24 protein-coding genes are annotated in these 21,198 nt (G+C 70.2%); 5 read left to right on the forward strand and 19 right to left on the reverse strand.

The window, feature by feature from the left end; genetic code table 11:
- Nucleotides 1-70: 70 nt before the first annotated feature.
- The 15 genes from OG896_RS23880 to OG896_RS23950 all read right to left on the reverse strand — a co-directional run bounded on the left by OG896_RS23880 (nt 71) and on the right by OG896_RS23950 (nt 10,916).
- Complete coding sequence (locus OG896_RS23880; protein ID WP_329368505.1) at nt 71-295, reverse strand: helix-turn-helix domain-containing protein; 225 nt, start codon at nt 293-295, stop codon at nt 71-73.
- A gap of 264 nt (nt 296-559) precedes the next feature.
- On the reverse strand, nt 560-2,101 hold the full coding sequence (locus tag OG896_RS23885) for a YfjI family protein (RefSeq protein WP_329368506.1): 1,542 nt from the start codon (nt 2,099-2,101) through the stop codon (nt 560-562).
- A 163-nt stretch (nt 2,102-2,264) separates the two neighbouring features.
- Nucleotides 2,265-3,146: a bifunctional DNA primase/polymerase gene (locus OG896_RS23890; protein ID WP_329368507.1), complete on the reverse strand. Its 882-nt coding sequence runs from the start codon at nt 3,144-3,146 to the stop codon at nt 2,265-2,267.
- A gap of 89 nt (nt 3,147-3,235) precedes the next feature.
- A complete protein-coding gene (locus OG896_RS23895; protein WP_329368510.1) occupies nt 3,236-3,529 on the reverse strand; it encodes a hypothetical protein in 294 nt (97 codons plus the stop codon).
- Complete coding sequence (locus OG896_RS23900; protein ID WP_329368512.1) at nt 3,526-4,164, reverse strand: hypothetical protein; 639 nt, start codon at nt 4,162-4,164, stop codon at nt 3,526-3,528. Before OG896_RS23900 ends, OG896_RS23895 begins: the two co-directional genes overlap by 4 nt.
- Before the next feature lie 26 nt (nt 4,165-4,190).
- Nucleotides 4,191-4,382, reverse strand: coding sequence for a hypothetical protein (locus OG896_RS23905; RefSeq protein WP_329374232.1), 192 nt, complete (start codon nt 4,380-4,382; stop codon nt 4,191-4,193).
- A 26-nt stretch (nt 4,383-4,408) separates the two neighbouring features.
- Nucleotides 4,409-4,660: a hypothetical protein gene (locus OG896_RS23910; RefSeq protein WP_329368513.1), complete on the reverse strand. Its 252-nt coding sequence runs from the start codon at nt 4,658-4,660 to the stop codon at nt 4,409-4,411.
- 140 nt (nt 4,661-4,800) lie between these two features.
- A complete protein-coding gene (locus OG896_RS23915) occupies nt 4,801-7,053 on the reverse strand; it encodes a cell division protein FtsK (RefSeq protein ID WP_329368514.1) in 2,253 nt (750 codons plus the stop codon).
- 83 nt (nt 7,054-7,136) lie between these two features.
- A complete protein-coding gene (locus OG896_RS23920) occupies nt 7,137-7,511 on the reverse strand; it encodes an RRQRL motif-containing zinc-binding protein (protein ID WP_329368516.1) in 375 nt (124 codons plus the stop codon).
- A complete protein-coding gene (locus OG896_RS23925; protein ID WP_329368518.1) occupies nt 7,508-8,218 on the reverse strand; it encodes a DNA methylase in 711 nt (236 codons plus the stop codon). The genes OG896_RS23920 and OG896_RS23925 overlap by 4 nt, the downstream gene beginning before the upstream one ends.
- Entirely contained in the window at nt 8,215-8,850 is a 636-nt protein-coding gene (locus OG896_RS23930; RefSeq protein WP_329368519.1) for a GGDEF domain-containing protein, read from the reverse strand. The genes OG896_RS23925 and OG896_RS23930 overlap by 4 nt, the downstream gene beginning before the upstream one ends.
- Nucleotides 8,847-9,821: a DUF2637 domain-containing protein gene (locus tag OG896_RS23935; protein ID WP_329368521.1), complete on the reverse strand. Its 975-nt coding sequence runs from the start codon at nt 9,819-9,821 to the stop codon at nt 8,847-8,849. The genes OG896_RS23930 and OG896_RS23935 overlap by 4 nt, the downstream gene beginning before the upstream one ends.
- Nucleotides 9,818-10,147 (reverse strand): hypothetical protein, encoded by a 330-nt coding sequence (locus OG896_RS23940; RefSeq protein WP_329368524.1) that lies wholly within the window; start codon nt 10,145-10,147, stop codon nt 9,818-9,820. Before OG896_RS23940 ends, OG896_RS23935 begins: the two co-directional genes overlap by 4 nt.
- On the reverse strand, nt 10,144-10,557 hold the full coding sequence (locus OG896_RS23945) for a Pycsar system effector family protein (RefSeq protein WP_329368526.1): 414 nt from the start codon (nt 10,555-10,557) through the stop codon (nt 10,144-10,146). Before OG896_RS23945 ends, OG896_RS23940 begins: the two co-directional genes overlap by 4 nt.
- An 83-nt stretch (nt 10,558-10,640) precedes the next feature.
- Entirely contained in the window at nt 10,641-10,916 is a 276-nt protein-coding gene (locus tag OG896_RS23950; protein ID WP_329368528.1) for a DUF6284 family protein, read from the reverse strand.
- Nucleotides 10,917-11,396: 480 nt separating this feature from the next.
- Between OG896_RS23950 and OG896_RS23955 the strand changes: the two genes are divergently transcribed.
- The gene (locus OG896_RS23955) at nt 11,397-12,527 is read left to right on the forward strand and encodes a helix-turn-helix domain-containing protein (RefSeq protein WP_329368529.1); all 1,131 of its coding nucleotides are present in this window, start codon (nt 11,397-11,399) and stop codon (nt 12,525-12,527) included.
- On the opposite strand, the gene OG896_RS23960 is transcribed toward OG896_RS23955, so the two are convergent.
- From OG896_RS23960 to OG896_RS23975, 4 genes are all read right to left on the reverse strand, one after another.
- Nucleotides 12,511-13,299 (reverse strand): GntR family transcriptional regulator, encoded by a 789-nt coding sequence (locus OG896_RS23960; protein WP_329368531.1) that lies wholly within the window; start codon nt 13,297-13,299, stop codon nt 12,511-12,513. The two genes, OG896_RS23955 and OG896_RS23960, sit on opposite strands and share 17 nt — an antisense overlap.
- A gap of 48 nt (nt 13,300-13,347) precedes the next feature.
- On the reverse strand, nt 13,348-14,496 hold the full coding sequence (locus tag OG896_RS23965) for a hypothetical protein (RefSeq protein ID WP_329368533.1): 1,149 nt from the start codon (nt 14,494-14,496) through the stop codon (nt 13,348-13,350).
- A complete protein-coding gene (locus tag OG896_RS23970; RefSeq protein ID WP_329368535.1) occupies nt 14,493-15,014 on the reverse strand; it encodes a DUF4365 domain-containing protein in 522 nt (173 codons plus the stop codon). Before OG896_RS23970 ends, OG896_RS23965 begins: the two co-directional genes overlap by 4 nt.
- A gap of 604 nt (nt 15,015-15,618) precedes the next feature.
- On the reverse strand, nt 15,619-17,328 hold the full coding sequence (locus OG896_RS23975; RefSeq protein WP_443057266.1) for a dolichyl-phosphate-mannose--protein mannosyltransferase: 1,710 nt from the start codon (nt 17,326-17,328) through the stop codon (nt 15,619-15,621).
- Nucleotides 17,329-17,625: 297 nt separating this feature from the next.
- Here OG896_RS23975 and rsmI point away from each other — a divergent pair, with 297 nt between their 5' ends.
- From rsmI to rsmA, 4 genes are all read left to right on the forward strand, one after another.
- Complete coding sequence (gene rsmI / locus OG896_RS23980; RefSeq protein ID WP_328474155.1) at nt 17,626-18,492, forward strand: 16S rRNA (cytidine(1402)-2'-O)-methyltransferase; 867 nt, start codon at nt 17,626-17,628, stop codon at nt 18,490-18,492.
- Nucleotides 18,493-18,811: 319 nt separating this feature from the next.
- Nucleotides 18,812-19,234 carry a hypothetical protein gene (locus OG896_RS23985; protein ID WP_329368538.1) on the forward strand — a complete coding sequence of 141 codons (423 nt, stop codon included), beginning with the start codon at nt 18,812-18,814 and terminating at the stop codon, nt 19,232-19,234.
- Nucleotides 19,235-19,341: 107 nt separating this feature from the next.
- Nucleotides 19,342-20,235: a TatD family hydrolase gene (locus OG896_RS23990; protein ID WP_329368540.1), complete on the forward strand. Its 894-nt coding sequence runs from the start codon at nt 19,342-19,344 to the stop codon at nt 20,233-20,235.
- Between the two features lie 47 nt (nt 20,236-20,282).
- Entirely contained in the window at nt 20,283-21,152 is an 870-nt protein-coding gene (gene rsmA, locus OG896_RS23995) for a 16S rRNA (adenine(1518)-N(6)/adenine(1519)-N(6))-dimethyltransferase RsmA (RefSeq protein ID WP_329368542.1), read from the forward strand.
- Nucleotides 21,153-21,198: the final 46 nt, after the last annotated feature.

Genomic DNA, 21,198 nt, shown 5'->3' on the forward strand with positions numbered 1-21,198 from the left:
CTTTCGGGCAAGGGCGGGCGGCCGGCGGCGGGTAGGTCCGCCGCCGGCCGCGAGGGAGAAGGGGGCGCGATCAGGCGGCGGTGCTCTGCTCGCTGATCCAGGTGTGGACTGCGCGCGGGTCGTAGCGGATGTGCTTGCCGACGCGGAATCCGGGCGGCCCGGTGCGCTTCTTGCGCCACTGGTAGAGCGTTTCGACGGGAACGGAGAGCAGGGCGGACAGGTCGTCGGGGGTGAGGTAGCGGTCGGGCAGGCCCGAACGAAGCGTTGCCCGGGGGTCCGTGTGTTGGGCTGGCACGGTTCTCCTCGTGGGGTGGGCGCCGCAGAAACCGCGGTATCCGCAGAAAGCCCGGAGACGGTCCGTGACCTGCGGGAACGGTCGATGGGATGGCTTGCCGCAGAAACCCGCAGAGGTGCCGCAGAAATGGGCGGCCGGTTGGGCGGGTCGGCATTTGTGCGGTGGTTCCGCAGGTTTCTGCGGTCCGGCGGGGTGGGGAGTGTTCCCGCAGGTCAGCAGTACGCCAGGGGGTTTCTGCGGATAGTGCGGTTTCTGCGGCGCGGGTCAGGCGTCGGGGGTGCTCACGTCGGGGTGGATGAGGTAGCGGGGCGAGGGCGGACGGCCGCGGGTGCCGGTCCGCAGAACGGGCAGGGCGCGCACGTATCCGTGGTCTTCCAGGAGGTTCAGGGCGCTGTCGAGTTCGGCGACGGTGGGAAACTCGGAGCGGCTGACCTTGGCGAACACGTCGCGCTTGCTGATCTCGGACCACTGGTTGGCCCGGAGCACGTCAAGGACGGCGCGGGCGCGTTCGGCGGTGTCGTTGGCGCCCATGCGGTCGAACACGGCGAGGGCGTGGCCGGCGAAGTAGTCGGCGAGGTCGAGCGCGGCCCGCATGGTGTCCGCCGTGACCGGGTGGGCGTGGCCGCCGTCGAGGTGTTCGGCAAGGTGCAGCAGGCCGGCGATACGGGCGGCGGCGCCGGGGAGCTTGGATGCCCAGTCGGAGACGTGGCCCAACGATCCGCCGTGGGCGGCGAGTTTGGGTTCGGTGCGCTCCTGGAAGCGCTGCAAGGCGGTGTCCGCCTCGGGCGTGAGCTGGATGACGGCGGGGTCGGTCCAGTCCGCGAGGGCGAGTGTGAGCGCGACGACGTTGTGCCCGTAGGTTTCGGCGACGGCTTCCGGTACCGGCTCGGGCAGGGTCTTGCGGCGACCGAGCAGGGATTCCGGCAGGGAGTACAGGAAACGTCCCAGCAGACCGCGGCCCTTGGCTCCCTTGATCTTGGCCATGCCGTCGAGGACGGCGGGTTGGACGGACAGGCCCATGGTGAGCGCGGGGTGGTCGACGTATTCCTTGCGGGTCTGCCGGTCCACCCGCAGACGGTCTCCGGCGTGGCCCTTGAGGAACGGGCCCATGTTCGGGGCGCCGGAGTAGCGGCCGGCGATGATGTCGAAGATCTCGCCTTCCGCCGACATGACCGCGATGCGCCCGCCCTGGTCGGCCATGAGCGAGGTGATGGTTTCCGGGGTGGCGTCGTCGGCGAGCAACTGCGGCTCGGGCGGCACGGTGAGCCCTTCGGCCTGCTGTGCCATGCCGACCGCTTCCGCGATCAGCGCGTCCCGCCCGTCACCGGAAGCCGAAGACGCCTTGTGCGCCGCCTTGTCGGCGGCCTCGCGGGCGAGTTTGGCGGTCAGACCGGCCTCGATGATGGCGGGCAGGGCGCGTTCCTTCAGCAGCTTCTCGGCGTCGTACAGAGGGTCGGTCATGGCGGCGAACACCGCGGACTTGCGGTTGCCGGGCGGCAGGGCACACACCGTGAAGAGGTTGGTGGGCTCGCGCCATCGACCGCGCACATGGACGACGGCGCGCCCGCCGGCGCACGTGGCCAATACGGCGAGGGCCACGCACCCGGCGAGGTCGACCGGCGTCTGTGTCTCCTCGGCGAGGGCGCCGGTGAAGTCCCGCAACCAACCCGGGAAGGCGTCGACAGGGAACGGGGGCAACTCGCGCCGCCGCTTGAGCGGCACCGGGGCGTCCCACGGCAGCACGGTCGGGGCGGTGTCCTCAGCCGGGAACGCGGCCCACATGTCGGCGTCGGGCGTTGTGGTCATGACGTGCCACCTCCTTGCCTGGCCTCGGCGGTCGGCAGCGGGTCAGAGCGCAAGAGCAGGAAGGGCGCCCTCCGGGCGACGACCTTCGGCGCGCCCACGATCCGCCGTGGCGGGCGCTGTACGGCGTCCTGTGGGTCGTTCGTGGTAGTACGGGATGCTTTGTTCACGAGATGCGCTCCGGGGCCGTCCGTAGGCCGTTGGCGACCGCGCGGCGGGCGTACCGCTCGGGAACGCCCACGGACACGGCGGCGGCCACGATCTCGTCACCGATGGCGTCCAGACCGCAGGGCCCGGGGCACTGCGCGTGCTGCGCGGCGAGGAACCGCGCCGCGCCGAACGCCTGCGACGTCGCACCCGATTCACGGTGCGCGCGTACGCGGTCAAGGCCACGGTCGAGGCCGGTGCGGACGTAAGCCGCGGTGTGGCGGCACCCGGTGGCGACGTCCAGGTTCCACGTCGCTCCGGGGGAGGAAGACACCACCCCCCGGGCGGCGGGGGTGGTGTCTTCCCTCACCGCCAGCGCGCGGACGGCCGGCGGCAGGTCGGTCATGCGGCCGTCGCCGGGCCCGAGCCACCGGGCGTACGCCATCTCGGACTTGATGTCGACGCCGGGCCGGACCGCGTTGGACGACCGCATGGCGCCGCGGTAGATCCAGTGCTGTCCGCGCGTCGTCGGCACGGTGCGGGTGGCGGGCAGGTGCTCGCGCGCCCACTCGACAGCGGCCGCGCTGTCGAGGTCGACCACGGTCACCCCGGCACCGCCCGGGTGGTAGGCGAGCGCCACAGCCTCGCGCCATGCTGCCTTCCACAGCGGGGAGGAGATCACAGCGAGGTTGACCGTGGCGGCGGCCCACGCGTGGCAGACGTACGGGCACTGGCAGGGCCCGGCGGTCTTCATGTTCGGGCGTCCACCGCAGGCGCCGCCGGCGCAGGCCCGGCAGTTGCCGAACGGCACCTTGCCCTGTCGCAGCGGCAGTACGGGCACACCGACCGATGCCAGTTCGAGAGCGGTACGCAGCAGCGCACCGCGGGTCTGTTGCGTCATGCTGGGGGTACTCCTGTTCCTTCGGGAACGGCGAGGGAACCGGGGTGGCCGCGTGTCTTTGGCGAGATCGGGCGGCCACCCCGGGGGACCTACAGGTCAGTCAGCGCGTCGGTGGGGATCTCGTAGACGTCGAAGTAGTCGTTCGCGTACCAGAACCCCGTGCGGTAATGGACGTAGGCGACGATCAGCGGAGCGCCGGTGCGGTCGGTGGTGGCGTAGACGTGCACGGCGTCGAACATCTGGTGCCGGTTGCGGCGGGCCGCGCGCACGGTGACCGCAGCGTCGATCGCGGTCATGGGGTGACCGGCGTAACGCAAGGCGCTGGGGCCGTCGGTGCTGACGGCGTGCGTCATGGCGACGCGGGGTTCCGGGGTGGTGGTCACAGCGACGTTCCTTCCGAGCCGGTGGTCAGTTCCGGCAGTCCGGACTTGGTGAGCGTGGCGGGGTCGTAGCCGGGGAGAGCGGCGCGGGCGGTGAGAGCCGCGGCGAGGGCGGCGGTGTACTCCCCGCCGGCGAGGGCGGTTTCGACCTGCGCGCGGGCACGGATGAGTTCGACGGTTTCGACGTGGTGTTGGGTCTCGCGCCGCGCCTCGGTCGCCCGGTCGTACGCGATGTGCTCGCGGTGGTCGGTGCGCCAGTGGCGGGCCGCGGCCACGTAGCCGAGGACGGTCGCGATGCCCCACAGCAGCAGGGGCAGGGGTAGGCCGTCGGTGTAGGCGGCGACTCCGGCGAGGGCGAAGGTGCCGGCGGCGGTGAAGCCGATCGCGGCGGCGGTCGGTTCGCCGCTCTGGCCGCGGGCGAGGGCGTTGCCGGCGAACGCGGCGCCGATGGCGAGTGCTCCCATGACCGAGGCGTCGCCGATGCTGTGCTCAGCACCGTTGGCGTTCCAGATGCGGGCGAGGGCGAGCACGGTCGTGGTGGCCAGGGCTGGGGCGGTCTTGGGCGCGGCGGTCGCGATCCAGTGGCGCTGTACGAGCGGGGTGGTGGTGCCGGGCGGGGTGTAGGTGGGCGGCTTCATGGGGCGGTGTTCCTCCGTTCCTTCGGTCAGCCGCGCATGCTGCCGATGGCGTGTGCGGTGGCGGTGACGATCTCGGTGATGGGCTCGGCGACGCCGGTGGTAGCGGCGTAGAAGCCGAACAGGAACACCACCAGGGCGGCACCGAAGTTGGTGGACTTGGAGCGGATCGCGAAGAGCGTGCCGGTGCCGAAGAGCAGCACGGCGGAGACGGACAGCATCACGGGCGGGGGCTCCGTTCCGGTGGTCAGCGGGTGCCGTCGTGGTGGATGCCGCGGGCGAGGTTGTAGGCGTGCCGGCCGCGGCGTATGCGGATGCCGTGTCCGTGGCAGCGGCGGCAGGTCTTGCCGCGGCGGACCTTCCCGCGGCGGTTGGTGGTGGTGGCGAAGCCGAAGCCGTGGCACTTCCCGCACCGGGCGAACGGCTGGGCCGCACACACACCGGCGTAACCGAGAGTGACGGCGAGAAGGAAGGCGATAGCGAGGACGATGGGGGTCACGACGTGCCTCCGGGGCGGTTTCCTGGGGTTTCCGCAGGTGGGCCGCTATCCGCTAGCGACCTGATCAGATGTGGTGTGGGGTGCTAGCGGGGCCGCTAACGTTAGCGGGGGCGGGTGCTAGCGTTAGCGGCCCCGACGGGTCAGCTCGCGTCCCGTTTTCCGTCACGCTCCGCAATCGCGGTGGTGATGTGGGAGCGGTCGATGCCGCGCCGGTTGACGACCTTCCCGCCGTCCCGGCGCCCGACCTGGATGGTGCTGATCCCGTGCGGCTTGAGCGCCGCGGACAGCGCGTCCGGCTCCCAGCCGCCGTAGGTCTCCGGCCGCAGGTCCGCCAGGCGGGCCACCACGGTTTCGGACCACACCTTGGCCTCGGAGGCCGGGACCACGGCGAGGATGTCGGCGAGCAGGTCGTATCCGGCCGCGGCCGGCTCCGGGGCCTCACCGAGCGCGTAGCCGGACAGGGTCCCCGCCTGCTCGCGCAGGCGGCGGGCGCGGGCGGCGATGGCGTCGGCGCCGCGGCCGTCGACGTAGACCGACCGCACGATCCGGGCGTCCGAGCCCTCACCCACGAAGTAGTGGATGCCCTTGTCACCCCAGGCGAACATGGTCGCCCGCACCCCGCGCTTGTACGCCGACGTGCCAAGGACCATGTCGTTCTCCAACTGGCCCATCACCTTCAGGCACCAGCGGGCCGACGCGTTCGCGCTGATCCCGGTGGGCAGCGCTTTGGCGTCCGGGCGCTGGGTGGCCAGCAGCAGCACGATCCCGGTCGCCGGGCCGCGCTTGACCAGGTCGGTGGCGATCTCCTCGAACTCCTTGCCGTGCTCGGGGTGCTCGAACAGGACCTGGCATTCGTCCACGCCGACCACGATCGGGTGCAGCCCCAACGAACGCTTGTCCGCAAGCTGGGAGGTGACCTTGGATTCCGGGCAGATGTCCCGCGGCAGGGAACGGATCACCTTGGTACGCCTGCGCAGTTCCTCGCGCAGCGCGCGGAAGTCGTTCAGGCAGTACAGGACCGATTCGTCGTCGTCGCCGGCAGTGTGGCGGTGGGAGACGGCGTTGCCGACCGGGTCGAGGTCGCCGGTGCCCTTCATGTCGTAGGTGTGCAGCTCCGCGCGCGGGTCGAGAGCGGCGATGAGCAGCAGCAACCGCAGAAGGAACGTCTTGCCCATGCGCGGGATGGCGCCGATGACGCCGGCGATGTACATCAGCGTGGCCGACACCCACCGGCCGCGCTGGTCGGTGCCGTAGGCAACGGGCTTGAACAGGTCGACGCTGCCGGACTTGACCAGCGGCCACGCCGGTTGCTTCGCCCGGGACATGTCCTGATCCCCGACCCACATCACCAGGTGCCCGGTGTGCTCGTCCGGAACCGCCTCCGGCCACACGCAGCCCAGCGGCCGGCGCAGACCCGACGCCAGACGCTCGCGCCGCTCGATGATGTCGGTCACCGTGACGCCGTACGGGAGGTTGCCCTCCGCACGCCAACCCGGGCCGTCGCGGGTGATCGGGGCGGTGAACTCGAACCCGTCCCGGCCCTTGCCCTGCGCCTGGTTGATCGCCGGAATCCCCACCGCGCCCAGCGCGCGCAGCACGATGTCGGAGGTGAGCTTGGTCGTCTTCGGCAGTTCCACCACGCGGTGGATGACCGGGGCGTCCGCCTTGCGGCCGGCCATGCCCAGCGCCATCACGACCGTGCCGACCGAGACGGCTTGGAGCCACCCGGGGGCGAGGACGTACATGGCCAGGGCGGAGGCCAGTCCGACGAAGCAGGCCAGCACCACGGTCAGCGTGCGCAGCTTGACCCGCCCGTCGCGCTGCCGGGACAGCTTCAGGTACTCGGCGGCGTCCTCACGGCGCACCGCGGCAAGCCGGACCGGCTCGCCCTCGCGGTCGGCCATCCACCGCAGCGTGCCCCCGACGAACTTCGCCGCGCCGGCCGGAGCCTGGAACGACAACCGGGCGGCGTAGACCGGGGTCCGCAGCGCGTGATAGCCCGCCGCGTGCGCGTAGTGCCGGCCCACCCACGCCGAAGCCGCCTTCAACTCCGCGACCGACCGCAGCCACTCCGGGACCACCGCGCGCCGCCGCGCGGCCCGCAACCGACCCAGGTACCCCGGACCCTGCGCGGGGCCCGACGCGTCGACCATCACCCGCACCGACGGGTCACCTGATCCCGCACCCGACGCGTCCGGGCGGGAGTCGCCCGACGCGTCGGACGCGGAGTCGGGCGCCGTGTCGGCTCCCGAGTCGGCCGACCGCGTACCCGACGGGTCGGGTGACTTGCGGGCGGACCGCGCCTTGCCCAGGTCGACCACATCCCCGCCGTAGTCGGCCGACAGGTCGGCCTCCAAGCGGTCGAAGAACTCGTTTTCGTCTTCGTGGTTCACTGCTGTTGCTTCCCTTCGGGAGGTGAGGCGGGCCCGGCCGACGCTTTGGTCGGTGAGCGGCCGGGCCCGCGGATTTCTGTCGTTCAGGCGATGCACTGTTCCTCGGGGTAGGCGCACGGCACACACGTGCCGAGCGAGATCGGGATGACGTACCCGGCGTCGAGCCGGCAGACCGGGCAGGTGCGCCGGGCGCGCATCGCCGCGGCGAGTGAGGCCCGCTTGCCCGGCGTCAACGGCCGCACCGGCACGGCGCGGTCAATGCGGTAGAGGTAGGCGACCCGCACCGCGCCGCGGGTCTTCCGGGAGCGCCACATGAGCTGTGCGGCAACCGGTTGCCCGCCCGGCCGTAGCCCGTCGGCCCGCAGTTGGCGTCGGGTGGCGTAGCCGTCGGGGGCGAGCCGGAAGGGGAAGGTAGGAGTTCCGTAGCGCTCGCCGGTCGGGTCGTAGAAGCGGCTCATGCCGCCGCTCCGAGGTCGGGCAGGGTGTCGGTGCGGGCGGTCAGGAACGCGCGGCCGATCCAGTGTGTGTATGCGGGCGGAATTGCCTCGGTCAGCTCGTTCCGGACGTTGGTCCATGTGATGCCCATGGCCTGTTGGAGTTCGGACACGCTGGGTTTGCCGCCGCCGGAGCCGTACGCGGCGACGTACGGGCCGGTGTGCTTCTCACCGTGCCGCCACCCCGACACCCGGCCGCGATGCGGCAGATGGGCAGGGCGTGGGGTGGTCCAGCCGCCCAACTCGAAGTTGCGGTGCCGGATCACCCCGAGGCCGAACATCTCTCCGCACAGCGTGAGGTCTTTGCGGATCTTCGCGCGGCCGTTGGGCTGTTCGATCACGTACGGCAGGCCGGTCTGCTCCAGCAGATCCCGGGTCGGTGCCACAAGGTCCGCGTGGGTCCCGCCCCATCCTCGGGAATGGTTGGTGCCCACGGTCAGCGCGCATCCGTGCTGGCAGGGCGGGGAGGCGTGCACCATCGCGTACCGGGCGACGCCACCTGACGCGATCAGGTGGGCGAGGTGTTCGAGCGCGTCCGCCCGGTGCATGCGGAAGGGGTAGTTCGGCCGGTCGGTGATGTCCACCCCATGAACCTCGAACCCTGCCCGGTGGTAGCCGGTACCGGCGCCGCCAGCACAGCAGAACAGATCCAGCAGCAACGGACGCGTCACGCCGCCACCCCCGGTCCGGTACCGCGGCGGCCGGGGCGTCGGCCGGCCAGCGTGGCGAGCAGCGAGCCGAGACCGGCCCGCCGCACCCGCGCGGGGATGCGCTTGGCTGCGTACATCGCCTCATCCGCCCGCCGCAGCAGCTCCGGCAGTCCCTCGTCGGGGAAGTCCGCGGCGCGGGCCCACCCCAGCGAGACCGTGGTGTGCACCGCCGGGTCAATGCCGTCGGCCGGGCGGGCCAGGACGCCACCGAGGACGGCGAGCAGGTCGGCGGCGGTGCCGTCGCGGTCGATGAGCACCGCGGCGAACTCGTCGCCCCCGAGCCGCCCGGCGACCCCGGCACGGCCGGTGTAGTGGGCCAGGCGGGCGGCGGTGGCGGCGAGCAGGGCGTCACCGGCGGCGTGGCCGTGGGTGTCGTTGACCTGCTTGAAGTGGTCCACGTCGGCGAGCACCACCACCGCGCGCGGGTCGTGCAGCAGCCGGGCCGCGCGGCGGGTGAACGCTTCTCGGGTCCACAACCCGGTGAGCGGGTCACGGCGGGCGGCGGTCAGTCGGCCGCGCAGCCACACCAGATGGGCCGACCATCCGGCCGCCACCGCGACACCGGCCGCGACCGCGGCAAGCAGCGTGTTCATGCGGCCACCGCCTCAACGTCGCCGACCGGTTCGGTGGTCGTGCCGCGCTCGGCGCGCAGCACGTCACGCGCCGTCCGGGCATGCTGGGCACCGCAGTTCACGGCCTGCCGGATACGGTCAGCCGTCAACTCACCGACCGGCCAACCTGTGGTGGCGGTGCGGGCGTCGGCCAACACGTCGTCAAGGTTGCGGCGGGCCGGGCGCTTGGCCGGCGGCTTGGCAGGGCGCTTACGCGGCGCGGGCTGCGGCGCCTCCGTCGGCGACTCGGAAGGTGTCTGCACCGGCTCCGCCGGTTCCTCCGGGGTGGGAAGTTCCGGTGTGGTGGTGGGGGCGAGTTCCCCGAGCTTGAGCAGCACCCGCGTACGGCTGTCCGTCTTCGACCGCCACCGCCGACCGTGCTCAGCGCGCAGGTCCGCGCGGACGAGCTGCCGGTCACGCTCACGGGCCAGCGCATCGCTGTAGGAGGTGATCTCCCACAGCGTCATACGCCGCCACAACGCGAACGTGGTGATCGGGGCGAGCAGCCACCGGGACTTGCGGATCTTCTCCATCCGCTTGCCCGTGGCGATACCGACCCGCACCGCGTACACGTGCGCCGCGACCTCCGACAGCACCACCCACAGCAGCGGCATCGTCCCGTGCGCCACCCGCGCGGACAGCGACGTACCGGCGGCGATGTTGAGCCAGCACGTCACCAGCGTCAACGCCCACGGCACAAACCGTACCCACGCCAGCGCCATGCCCATACGGATCAGCAGCAGCGTCACCGCGGTGAACGTCGGAATGGCAAGGTCGATGGCCAGCGGCAGCATCTGCGGCGTGGCGAACCCCCACCGCGCGGCGGCCGCGGTCACCGTGTCGAACGACAGCGCCAGGCCCACACCGCCCACACCCACACCCAGCACCGACGCGCCGGCGAGTAAGACGCGTTCGCCCCGCGACAGTGGCGGAAGCTCAACCGGGGCGCTCATACCGCACCGCCGATCACCGAAGCCGGCATCGCCGGGGCGAAACCGACCAACTCGACAGCCGCGCCGGCGAACGCGGTGGTGGCCTTGAGCGTCATGTGTCCGCTACCGGGGCGCTGCTGGTACTCGATGTCGCCGGCCGGGATGCCCAGGACACTCCGCCACCGCTCGAAGCCGTCGAGGTTGTCGTGAACAGAGATCGTCAACTCGCCCGGGGTGATCGGGCTGAGGTTGAAGTCGGCGGGCGGCAGGTGGCCGAGGGCCGCAGCGATTTGCGTCAGCGCGTCCAACGCGGGGCGCTGGTCCCGGAGAGTGCGAGCGGCGCTCATGCCGCACCCCCCAGCGCGCACAGCGCGGCGACCACCAGCAGTGCGCCGCCGACGCACGTCCCGTCCACCGCGCGGCGCAGCAGTACGTACTTGCGCACCGCGATCCGCGACAGTGCCGCCACATGCTCGGCTCGGTCCTCATCGGCGAGTTCGGCGCGGACCTGCGCCGCGCTCAGCGTGGCCCAGAGGGGGAAGCCCACCGGCCGGGGCCCGCCCAGGTTGGGACGGACCGCCCACAGCAGCAGACCGGCCACCGCGACCAGCGAGCCCACACCGGCGAGCCCGAATCCCACCGCGCCGGCGGGAAGGGGCCAACCGGCGCCGACCGTCCACACCCCTGCGAGCAGGGCGCCGACGAACGCCAGCAACAGCGAGACCTTGCCGTCCGTCCGCGCGATCTCCGCCTTCACGTCCGCCCTTGCAACGTCCAAGTTCCCGTTCAGGAAGGCGATACCAGTGGCGGTCTCAGCGGTACGGGTGATGTCCGGAGTGCTCACGCCGCACCCCCGGAGGGAAGTTCGTCGTGCACGTTCGTGAGGTCACGGCGGGCGTTGAGCAGGCGGCGCCGCGCCCGGCGCAGGCGCCGCAAGTCCAGCTCGCACGGCTCGCGGTCAAGGGTCATGATCTCCGCGTCCAGCAGCTCGACACCCGCGAGGATCACGGGCATCTCGGCTTCCAGGGCGGTCAGTTCGGCGTCGGACGGCTCGCGCTCGTCGTCCAGTACGGCGACGGCGGCGCCGTCGTCGTGATCAGGCAGGTACGGCGACATAGGAGGCTCCAGTTCCTTTCCGGAACGGCAATGAGGGAGCCGGGGGCGTCGCGTGTCTTTGGCGAGATCGGGCGACGGCCCCCGGCGTACGGAGTTGGGATGCGCTGTTCATCACGCGGGGGTGAACCCGCGTGGCCGCCTACTTGGCCGAGGAGAGGCGGCGTGATCCCCATTCAGTTGTCAATGTCCGACCGCTTCCTTCAGGCACGTTTCACGGAGCCCTCCGGGCGGAGACTGCGCCTCAACTGGTGCGCACCAGAAGATTGGCATCTGGTGCGCACCAGAGTCAAGCGGTAGGGCCCGGTGTTGCGGCCCCGCCGTCTCCGGCGCACTTCCAGAACACCGCGCCGAACGGTCGGCCGGTAGCCAACAACCCCGCATGACGAGAGCAGTTAAGGTCGGGGTTAACCCCTGTTGAGCTGCGGTGATGTGAGGCATGCTTGTTGTGACCAACCGTCATTGACATGGGGGAGGGCGGCCGTGAGCGAGGGCTTGAGGGACGCACGGCGGGCGCGCGGATGGTCGCAGGACCGTCTGATTTCTGAGATCGAGTTGTACGCGCGCCGGCATCTCGCGGACATCGCGTCGCGGGCGAGCCTGCGCGTCTACGTCTCAGAGTGGGAGAACGGCCGGCGGCCGATCTCCGACCGTTACGCGGCCATCCTGCGCGGGCTGCTCGGGGTGACGGATGCCGAACTCCGCGGCGCTGACCACCGCGAGGCGCCCCCGGCGGCGGACGGGTACGCCGACCTGCTGACCCGGATCGACAAGGCAAGCAGCGTCAGCGAGTCGATGGTGAAGACCTTCAACGATCAGACGGAGTTGCTGCGGACGTTCGACCGCCAGATGGGCGCAGCGGGGTTGGTCGACCAGATGACGGGACACCTGGGGGCCCTGGAAGACGCGCTCAACTTCGCGGTGCTGCCCAGTACGCGGCAGCCGGTAGCGCTGGCGTTGGCGGGCGCCTCAACACTCGCCGCGTGGCAGGCACTCGACACCGGAGCGGTGGAACGGGCTTGGCGGCTCTACGAGTTGGCGAAGCGGGCGGCGCAGGATGCCGACGCCCCCATGTACCTCGCCCACGCGATGGCCGAGCAGGCATACGTGCTGTGCGAGGCCGGGCGGCCGGCACTCGGAGTCGAATTGGTTCGCGACGCGCGGCGTACGGTCGCCGGCCGGGCGTCGGCGCGGCTCACGGCGTGGTTGTGGGCGGCCGAGGCGGAGTTGTGCGCGCAGGCCGGGATGCCTGCCGACTGCCGGAACGCGCTGGACGCGGCAACCGCGGCTATCCCGGACGGGCCGGAGGACCGTGACCCCGACATGTTGAGCATCTTCCTCAACGGCACGCACCTGGCGCGTTGGCAGGGCAACGTGCTGGCGATGCTCGGGGATGACGACGCGGTGGTCCGGCTGTACGCAGGGCTTGAATCGCTGGACCCGACGTTCGTACGGGCGCAGGCCGGTGTGCGCTACGACCTCGCGTACGCGCACCTGGCGCGCGGGGAGTACGACCAAGCCGACTCCCACCTTCGGCAGGCGCGGATGCTGGCCAACCGCACCGGCTCGGTCCGCCAGTTGCGCCGGATCGACCTGCTCAGTTCGCGCCTTTAGCGGTGTACTTGGCCCGGTTTGCCAGGATGTGCAGCAGTGCCACCAGCGTGCCGGAGCCCATGAGGTCGCCCTTGGCCATCAGGCCAGGGATGTCCGACAGCGGTACCCACTGCACGTGCCCCGCCTCTTCCAGGTCGGTCGGCTCGCCCACCTTCTCGGCGCCCCGCCCCACGTAGATCTCATGCGGGGAGTCCACCATGCCGATCATCGGTTGGAACGTCACTACGTGCTCAAGCCCGGCCGGCCGCCACCCGGTCTCTTCCTCGGCCTCCCGCAGCGCGGTAGTCAGCCCGTCCTCACCGGTGTCCACGATTCCGCCCGGCAGCTCCCACCCGAATTGATCCGCCACGAACCGGTACCGCCACAGCATCAACACCCGGTCCTGATCGTCCAGCACGGCCGCGATCGACACCCGCTGCAACGTCACCACGTGATGCTCAAACCGCTCCACTCCGGGAGGTTCAACGTCCCAGAGTTCGAGCTTCACCCAGCGGTTGTCGTACAGCTCTCGCTTGCCATGAAGCTGCCATCGCTCCAACCCGGCTGGTACGTCGACAGTCGGCCCGGCCGGAACACGATAAGAACTGCGGCCGTGCACCTCAATGGCACCCTCAGTGACGAGTCGAGTGAGAACCTGTCGCAGAGCAGTACGACCAATGGCAAGCTCACTTACTAGCGTACGTTCGGAAGGCAGCCTTTCTCCTGGCGCGAGCCTTCCTTCTGCGAGCCATTGGCGGATCGTTGCGTAGACCTGCGCCGTCTTCGGACCCATCTACCGCGACTCTCCATTCGTTAATTGACCTATACGAGGTCTGCATGTTCAAACGACGTCATCAAAAGAGGCGACAGATTTATCCGCCTGGAATGCTGTCACCTGCATGACGGCCCGTTTTCCGGGCGTCGCGTCAAGGATACCCCGAACTATGATGGGCCGTCGTTCTCCATGGTATCGAGCTGCCAGGGCATAGGTATCCAACGGAAGGTCGAAGGAAACGATCCTGACTTTTCCGTCCAGCACAGTTTCCATCGCGACCTGGCCTCGCGTGTCATTTTTCTTCAAAGCGAGTCGCCTGATCACTCCGTATAGGATTCGCTCGGTCGGAGCCTCCGTCTCTTTAAGCTCTGATTCCAGGTGGTGAATTACTTCGGCCGCCTCGCCGTTGAATTCAATGTGATCGGATACCGAATCTGCTACTGGCGATGTGGGGGCCCAGTTGAAGGTGATGTCGAATAGGTTGATATCACCTTTTCCAATGGCATCCAGGACTGCACCGCACAGTTCGCTGGAGACGCCTTCATCTACGGCGTCGCGTACTTCATCTCTGCTAGGTGTTCTGTCTCGCACCATTGTGATTTCGGCGAGAGTTGCAAGAGCGCCGGAAAGGGTGGTGAGCATCCTGCGCTCAAAGTATGAGTCGTCGGCTTCAGCAAGAATTCTTGGTTCGTCGGAGTCGCGAGCCACCAATGCGCCGAACCGCGCGTTACTGATGATCGGGACGATGTACGACCCTGGCCGGGTCTGCCCCAACCTCATTCTGCGCGCATGTCGGTGAGCCGCTCTTGGCATGGAACTACCGTAGTAGCCTTGCCTGTGGAGTGTAGCTGCGGCCGCCGAGACCATGAGCCGGTGCGCGGAATTAAAAAGCCCAATTCCTGCTGCGAGAGGAATCGTGCCTTCCGAGATGTCGGCGTCATCCGCCCGTAGATCCGTTACGTCAATGAATTGACGAGAGATGGCTAGGGTGATTTGATCTGGATCTTTTCTCTCTTTTCGCGCCAACTCCCCGGCCAAGAGAGCAATCGCTTTGTGGAAGTCCGGAGCCCCTGATTCTTTCGGTACTAGTACAGAGTTCGCGGTATCCCCGACTGGGTGCCACAATTCTGCGAGTGGTCCCGATCGGGCGCGTTCCCAACCGGAGCGAGAGAGGTATGAGACGACTTCTTCAAATTTGATATCTGACGCGTTCATGCACTTGCCCCCGTATCTGCGGAGGTTGGTGATCCCCAAAGCCTTTCGTATGCGTATGTGAAAACATCGTTCATTCCGGCCTGATCGATTCGCTGCTTCTTGGGAAGGTGAATTCTTTTGTATTTTCCAGAAGCGGGGGGAAGGTTTTGTACTTTTGCGTAGTAGCCTGAGCAGTGCATGAATAGTAGCTCTTCGTTGTGCACCAGCCAGGAATTCATGTCTCTGGAAACTACAACGAGACCAAGGTAGCCAGCGGCCGCACGAGTGGACACGCGCAATTCGTCGTAGGTTCGCATGTCTAGATCAAATGCGTACGTCTCGCCATCGGCCAGAATGGTAGGGGCGAAGGTGCATTTCATCTGAAATTCCACAAAAATGTGGTTCCGTTTCAGAGTGACATCCACCCCGTCCTTGTCCACGTTCCAAGTGGCAGAAGTTGCACCAGCTCGTGTGGCGACGGCGGACAAATACGCGAGGCTTATCTGCTCTTGCTGCCAGGTCTCGGGCGACTCCTCCACGCGGCTCCCTTCGCATACGCTAAGTGAAGGGTATCCTGCTGGTCGTGATGGGGGCACCCAAATGGCGCCAAGAACTGCGGGTCGTTTGGTTGCGGGGATCGAGGGCGTATGGCTGCCTGTCCCTGCTGCCAATGTGTCACCTCCCGCATCTTTGGTAGCCGCTGCTGTAGTGGCTCCAGCGTGCTTGCCGACGAACCTAGGCAAGGTTGCGCCTCTTCCCCGCGCCAACGCCCTCACTGTGCCATCCGGTACCGGGTATGCCCCTCGTCCCGGGGTCGTAGATATGCGTCGGGGGGCTTCGACGGGCTGTCAACCTCTCGCTGTTTCGTGGGAACGCAGAGTTGGCCTTGCCAAAGATCGGAGTCGTCCGTTCACAAGATCGCGTTACGGTTTATACCTTTGGTCCCCGAGAACATCGGTCACTGGTTGCCCGGCGGCGTGGGAAGACAGGATGAGTAACGGACCGCAGCGTTGCGCGAGTGGTTCGTGGGCCGTCCCTGGGCCGTCCGTTGACGGCCCAGGTCCACCAGCAACGACCGAGAACGACCGAGGGGCCCCGCGCCCACCTCCCGGCGCGGGGCCCCTCGTCACATCGTTGACCTGGCTAGATCCACGAGTCCAGCCACATCCTCGCCTGCCAGGAGTGGTAGGGGATCGTCATGCCCGTGTAGATCGGGAAGAAGTAGATGAAGTTCCAGATGATGAGCAGCACCAGGGTGCCCGCGCCCACCGCGCCCCACATACGTCTGCTCTCGGTGGCCCCGCGTGGACCGAGGAAGGCGCCGATCATCATGGTGACGGCCAGGCACAGGTAGGGCACGAAGGCGACCGCGTAGAAGTAGAAGATCGTGCGGTCCTGGTAGTGGAACCAGGGGAGCAGGCCGGCGCCGGCCGCGCAGAGGATGGCGCCCGCCCGCCAGTCGCGCCGGGCGATCCACCGGTAGAGCAGGTAGACCAGGGCGAAGCAGGCCGACCACCACAGCAGCGGGGTGCCCAGGGCGAGGATCTCGCGGGCGCAGCCCTCGGAGGCGGTGCAGCCGTCCTGCCCGTACTTGGGCGACTCGAAGTAGTACGAGACCGGCCGCCCGAGGACCAGCCAGCTCCAGGGGTTGGACTCGTACGGGTGGTAGGTGTGCAGGCCGACGTTGAACTTGTAGACGTCGTGTTCGTAGTGCCACAGGCTGCGAAGGGGCGCCGGGATGAAGGACCAGAAGCCGCCGCGGCCGTCCGCCCAGTGCCGGTCGTAGGCGTCGCTGGACATGAACCAGCCGGTCCAGGTGATCAGGTAGGTCACCACGGCGACCGGCAGCATCGTCAGCACCGACCAGCCGAGATCCTTGCGCAGGACGGCCAGGTACGGGCTGCGGGAGCCGGCGACGCGCCGCGAGCCGACGTCCCACAGCACCGTCAGGATCATGAAGAAGGCCAGGAAGTACATGCCGTTCCACTTGCTGGAAGCGGCGAGGCCCAGGAGGACGGCGGCGGCGATGCGCCAGGGGCGCCAGCCCATGCCCTGGCGGGAGGCGGTGGCGTCGTCGGGCCCGGCGAAACCGTCCTCACCGACCGGCAGGGCGGCCGCGAGGCGGCCTCTGGCCCAGTCGCGGTCGACCAGCAGGCAGCCGAACGCGGCCAGTGCGAAGAACATGATGACGAGGTCGAGCAGCGCGATCCGGCTCATCACGAACTCGAGGCCGTCCACGGCCATCAAGGTGCCCGCGATGCAGCCGAGCGCGGTGGAGCGGAACAGCCGGCGGCCGATCCGGCAGAGCATGAGCACCGCCAGGGTGCCGAGCACGGCCATCATGAAGCGCCAGCCGAAGGGGTTCAGCCCGAAGATCCACTCGCCGAACCCGATGATCCACTTGCCGGTGGGCGGGTGCACGACGTAGCTGCCGACCTTGGACAGCGGGATGACCTGCGGGTGCGCGAGGATCTCCGGGTTGGAGACCTTGCCGTCCGGCCACGTGCCCTCGTAGCCGTACTTGATCATCGACCAGGCGTCCTTGGCGTAGTACGTCTCGTCGAAGACGACATCGCGCGGGCTGCCCAGGCGCCAGAAGCGCAGGCCGCCCGCGAGGACGGCGACCATGATCGGGCCGAGCCAGCCGGACCACTTCGCGGCCAGGTGGGCGAGGCGCGGGCCGAGGCCGAGCATCTGCCAGATCCTGGTGCCGGGTTCGGGAAACGGCGGGACCAGGCGCTCGCGGGTGTCGGTCCGGGGCGGTTCGACGTGCCCGAAACCGCGCAGCCGCCGCGCCCACGCGCTCGGCTCCGCCTGTGCCCGGACGCCCTCTGGGGCACGGTCCTGCGCCACGGTCTCACTCGTCACCGGCCCATCGTAGGGAAAGCGTCTGAGATTGCGATGAGCTGTCCGCACCCGGGGCGGCTTTGTCCGGTAATCCGAGCGCGGAGCCGGCCCCTGGGCCGCGCCTAGACTCAAGCCGTGACCAGCTCATCCGAAGATCCGTCCGACCGCACGGCCCGGCACACGTCCCAGCAGGCGGCCCGGCAAGCGGAGCGGAGCGTGGCCGACGACACGGTCGCCGACGGCACCGCGAACGTCACGACGAACGGCACCGCGCCCGCGCCCATCGCATACGACCCGTCCGCGGTGCGGACGGTACCCGCCGGCGAGGGCCTGCTCGTGCTGGCGGGCACGCCGATCGGGGACGTCGCGGACGCGCCGCCGCGGCTGGCCGCCGAGCTGGCCGCGGCCGACGTGGTGGCCGCCGAGGACACCAGGCGGCTGCGCCGGCTGACGCAGGCGCTGGGCGTGGAGCCGGCCGGGCGCGTGGTGTCGTACTTCGAGGGGAACGAGGCCGCCCGCACCGGGGAGCTCGCCGACGCGCTGCAGGGCGGCGCTCGGGTGGTGCTGGTGACGGACGCGGGCATGCCGTCGGTGTCCGACCCGGGCTACCGGCTGGTGGCCGCCGCGGTGGAGCGCGGGGTGCGGGTGACGGCGGTGCCGGGGCCGTCGGCGGTGCTGACCGCGCTGGCGGTGTCGGGCCTGCCGGTGGACCGGTTCTGCTTCGAGGGGTTCCTGCCGCGCAAGCCGGGGGAGCGGCTGGCCCGGCTCAGGGAGGTCGCGGCAGACCGCCGCACGCTCGTGTACTTCGAGGCGCCGCACCGTATCGACGACACCCTGGCCGCCATGGCGGAGGTGTTCGGCGCCGAGCGGCGGGCGGCGGTGTGCCGGGAGCTGACCAAGACGTACGAGGAGGTGCGGCGCGGCCCGCTGGAGGAGCTGGCGCGCTGGGCCGCCGAACGGGTGAGGGGCGAGATCACCGTGGTGGTCGAGGGCGCCCCGGCGCCGGTGGCGGGGGACGTGGCACCGGAGGAGCTGGCCCGGCGGGTGGCGGTACGGGAGGAGGCGGGGGAGCGGCGCAAGGAGGCGATCGCGGCGGTCGCGGTGGAGGCGGGGGTGCCGAAGCGGGACGTGTTCGACGCGGTGGTGGCGGCGAAGCACGGGAAGGCGTGAGGACCACCCGGAAGGCGTGAGGCAGCCGGAAGCCCCCCGCCCGTTTCCCGGGTCGCTTGCCGTGCCGCGCCGTCGCCCCCCCGCCCCCGCCGTCGCCCCCCGTCCCCCGCTTCCGGCCGTGACCGGCGCGAACTTCGGCCGGCCCGGGAGGGCGGACATAAACGTGGTGCAGGGCAAAGCAATATCGCCGATCTCCCACATACGCCCCAAATCTGGCCCAAGTCTCTCCCTGGTGTGCTGCGGGAGGGGCGGGCGGGGCGTTCGCTGGTGGTGGGAAGTCCCGGTCGGACAAGGCGTCCGTAGGGCCGCAGGAGCTGCCATGAGCGACACCGTCGGAAGCGGACGTACGGCGACGGGGGCGAGCACGAGTGCGGGACACCCGGTGCCACCCGGTGCTTCCGCGTACAACGTCAGGGAGGCCTACTCCTTCGCGTGCATGAACTGCGGGCACGGCTGGGAGCAGGCGTACGAGATAGAGCACCGTGTCGACACCTCGGGTCGCCCCTATGTCACGTACCTGGCCGACGGCACCGCGGTCCCCTCGCCGCTGACCCGTCCCAACTGCGGGAACTGCGGCGGCCACCTGGTGCGCATCATGCGTTCCGGGCAGGTCGACGAGGTGGTGTCGCGGTGGCACGCGCCGCGGCCGCCGCACGCCGAGCCGCACGCGCACCACTGGTCGGTGCTCGGGCTGCTGCGCAGGCACGGCGGGCCCGGCACACCCGCAGGACCCGCGGTCTGACGGGACCCGGTGGACCCCGCCCGGGTCCACCGGGCAGGTGACGGGCCCCGCGGGGGACCGCCGACCGCGTGACGGGCCCGGTCGCGCCGATCCCTAGGATCGGACCCATGCCGACGAAGCCGACGAAGCCGACGAAGAAGAGCGCCGAGCCCGCACCCGCCCCGCAGCCGTTGCGCGTCCCGGTCGCCGACTCGCACACCCACCTGGACATGCAGTCCGGCACGGTCGAGGAGGCGCTGGCGGCGGCAGCGGCGGTCGGGGTGCACACCCTCATCCAGGTCGGCTGCGACCTGGAGGGCTCGCGCTGGGCGGCGCGGACCGCGGCGGAGTACGAGGCGATCTGGGCGGCGGTGGCGCTGCACCCCAACGAGGCGCCCAGGATCGTGCACGGCGACCCCGACCACTGGTCACGCCAGGGCGACCGGGAACCGGGCGGGATGGCCGCGTTGGAGGCGGCGATCGACGAGATCGACGCGCTGGCCGCGCTGCCGCAGGTGCGGGGCGTGGGGGAGACCGGCCTCGACTACTTCCGCACCGGGCCGGGCGGCGCGCAGGCCCAGGCGCACTCCTTCCGGCGGCACATCGCGATCGCCAAGCGGCACGGCAAGGCGCTGGTCATCCACGACCGGGACGCGCACGAGGACGTGCTGCGCATCCTGCTGGAGGAGGGCGCGCCCGACACCGTGCTCTTCCACTGCTTCTCCGGGGACGCGGCCATGGCGAAGCTGTGCGCCGAGCGCGGCTACTACCTGTCCTTCGCCGGGAACGTCAGCTACAAGTCGGCGCAGAACCTGCGGGACGCGGTGGCGGCCGCGCCGCTGGACCGGCTGCTGGTGGAGACGGACGCGCCCTTCCTCACCCCGGTGCCGCACCGGGGGCGGCCCAACGCGCCCTACCTGATCCCGGTGACGCTGCGGGCGATGGCCGCGGCCAGGGGCGAGGACGAGGACACCCTGGCGGCGGCGGTGGCGCGGAACACGGCGCGGGTCTTCGGGTACTGACCGGCGGCTGGTAGGAGCCGGTGCGGGCGGCGGATAGCCTTGCGGGTGTGAGTACGACAGACCCCGACGCGCCCGGCGCCCTGCTCGGACCGGCCGACGTGCGCGCGCTGGCCGCCGCGCTGGGGGTGCGGCCGACCAAGCAGCGCGGCCAGAACTTCGTGATCGACGCGAACACCGTACGGCGGATCGTGCGCACCGCGGAGGTCGGGCCGGACGACGTGGTGGCCGAGGTCGGGCCGGGGCTCGGGTCGCTGACGCTGGCGCTGCTGGAGACCGCGGACCGGGTCACCGCGATCGAGATCGACGACGTGCTCGCCGCGGCCCTGCCCGCGACCGTGGCCGCGCGGCTGCCGGAGCGGGCCGACCGGTTCGCGCTGGTGCACAGCGACGCGATGGCGGTGACCGCGCTGCCCGGCCCGGCGCCGACCGCGCTCGTCGCGAACCTCCCCTACAACGTGGCCGTGCCGGTGCTGCTGCACATGCTCGCGACCTTCCCGACCATCGAGCGGACCCTGGTGATGGTGCAGGCCGAGGTGGCCGACCGGCTGGCCGCGGCGCCCGGCAACAAGGTGTACGGGGTGCCGTCGGTGAAGGCGAACTGGTACGCGCAGGTGCGGCGTGCGGGCTCGATCGGGCGCAACGTCTTCTGGCCCGCGCCGAACGTCGACTCCGGCCTGGTGTCGCTGGTGCGGCGCGACCCGCCGAAGACCACGGCGACCCGGGCCGAGGTGTTCGCGGCCGTCGACGCGGCGTTCGCCCAGCGCCGCAAGACGCTGCGGGCCGCGCTGGCCGGGTGGGCCGGGTCGGCGGCGGCCGCCGAGGCGGCGCTGGTCGCCGCGGGGGTGTCGCCGCAGGCGCGGGGCGAGGCGCTGACGGTGGAGGAGTTCGCGGCGATCGCCGAGCACCGGCCGGTGTGACGATCCCACCGGCCGCGGGGCGGGCGGGCGAACCGGAAGAACGCAG

Source organism: Streptomyces sp. NBC_00669, from assembly GCF_036226785.1.
Taxonomy (GTDB): domain Bacteria; phylum Actinomycetota; class Actinomycetes; order Streptomycetales; family Streptomycetaceae; genus Actinacidiphila.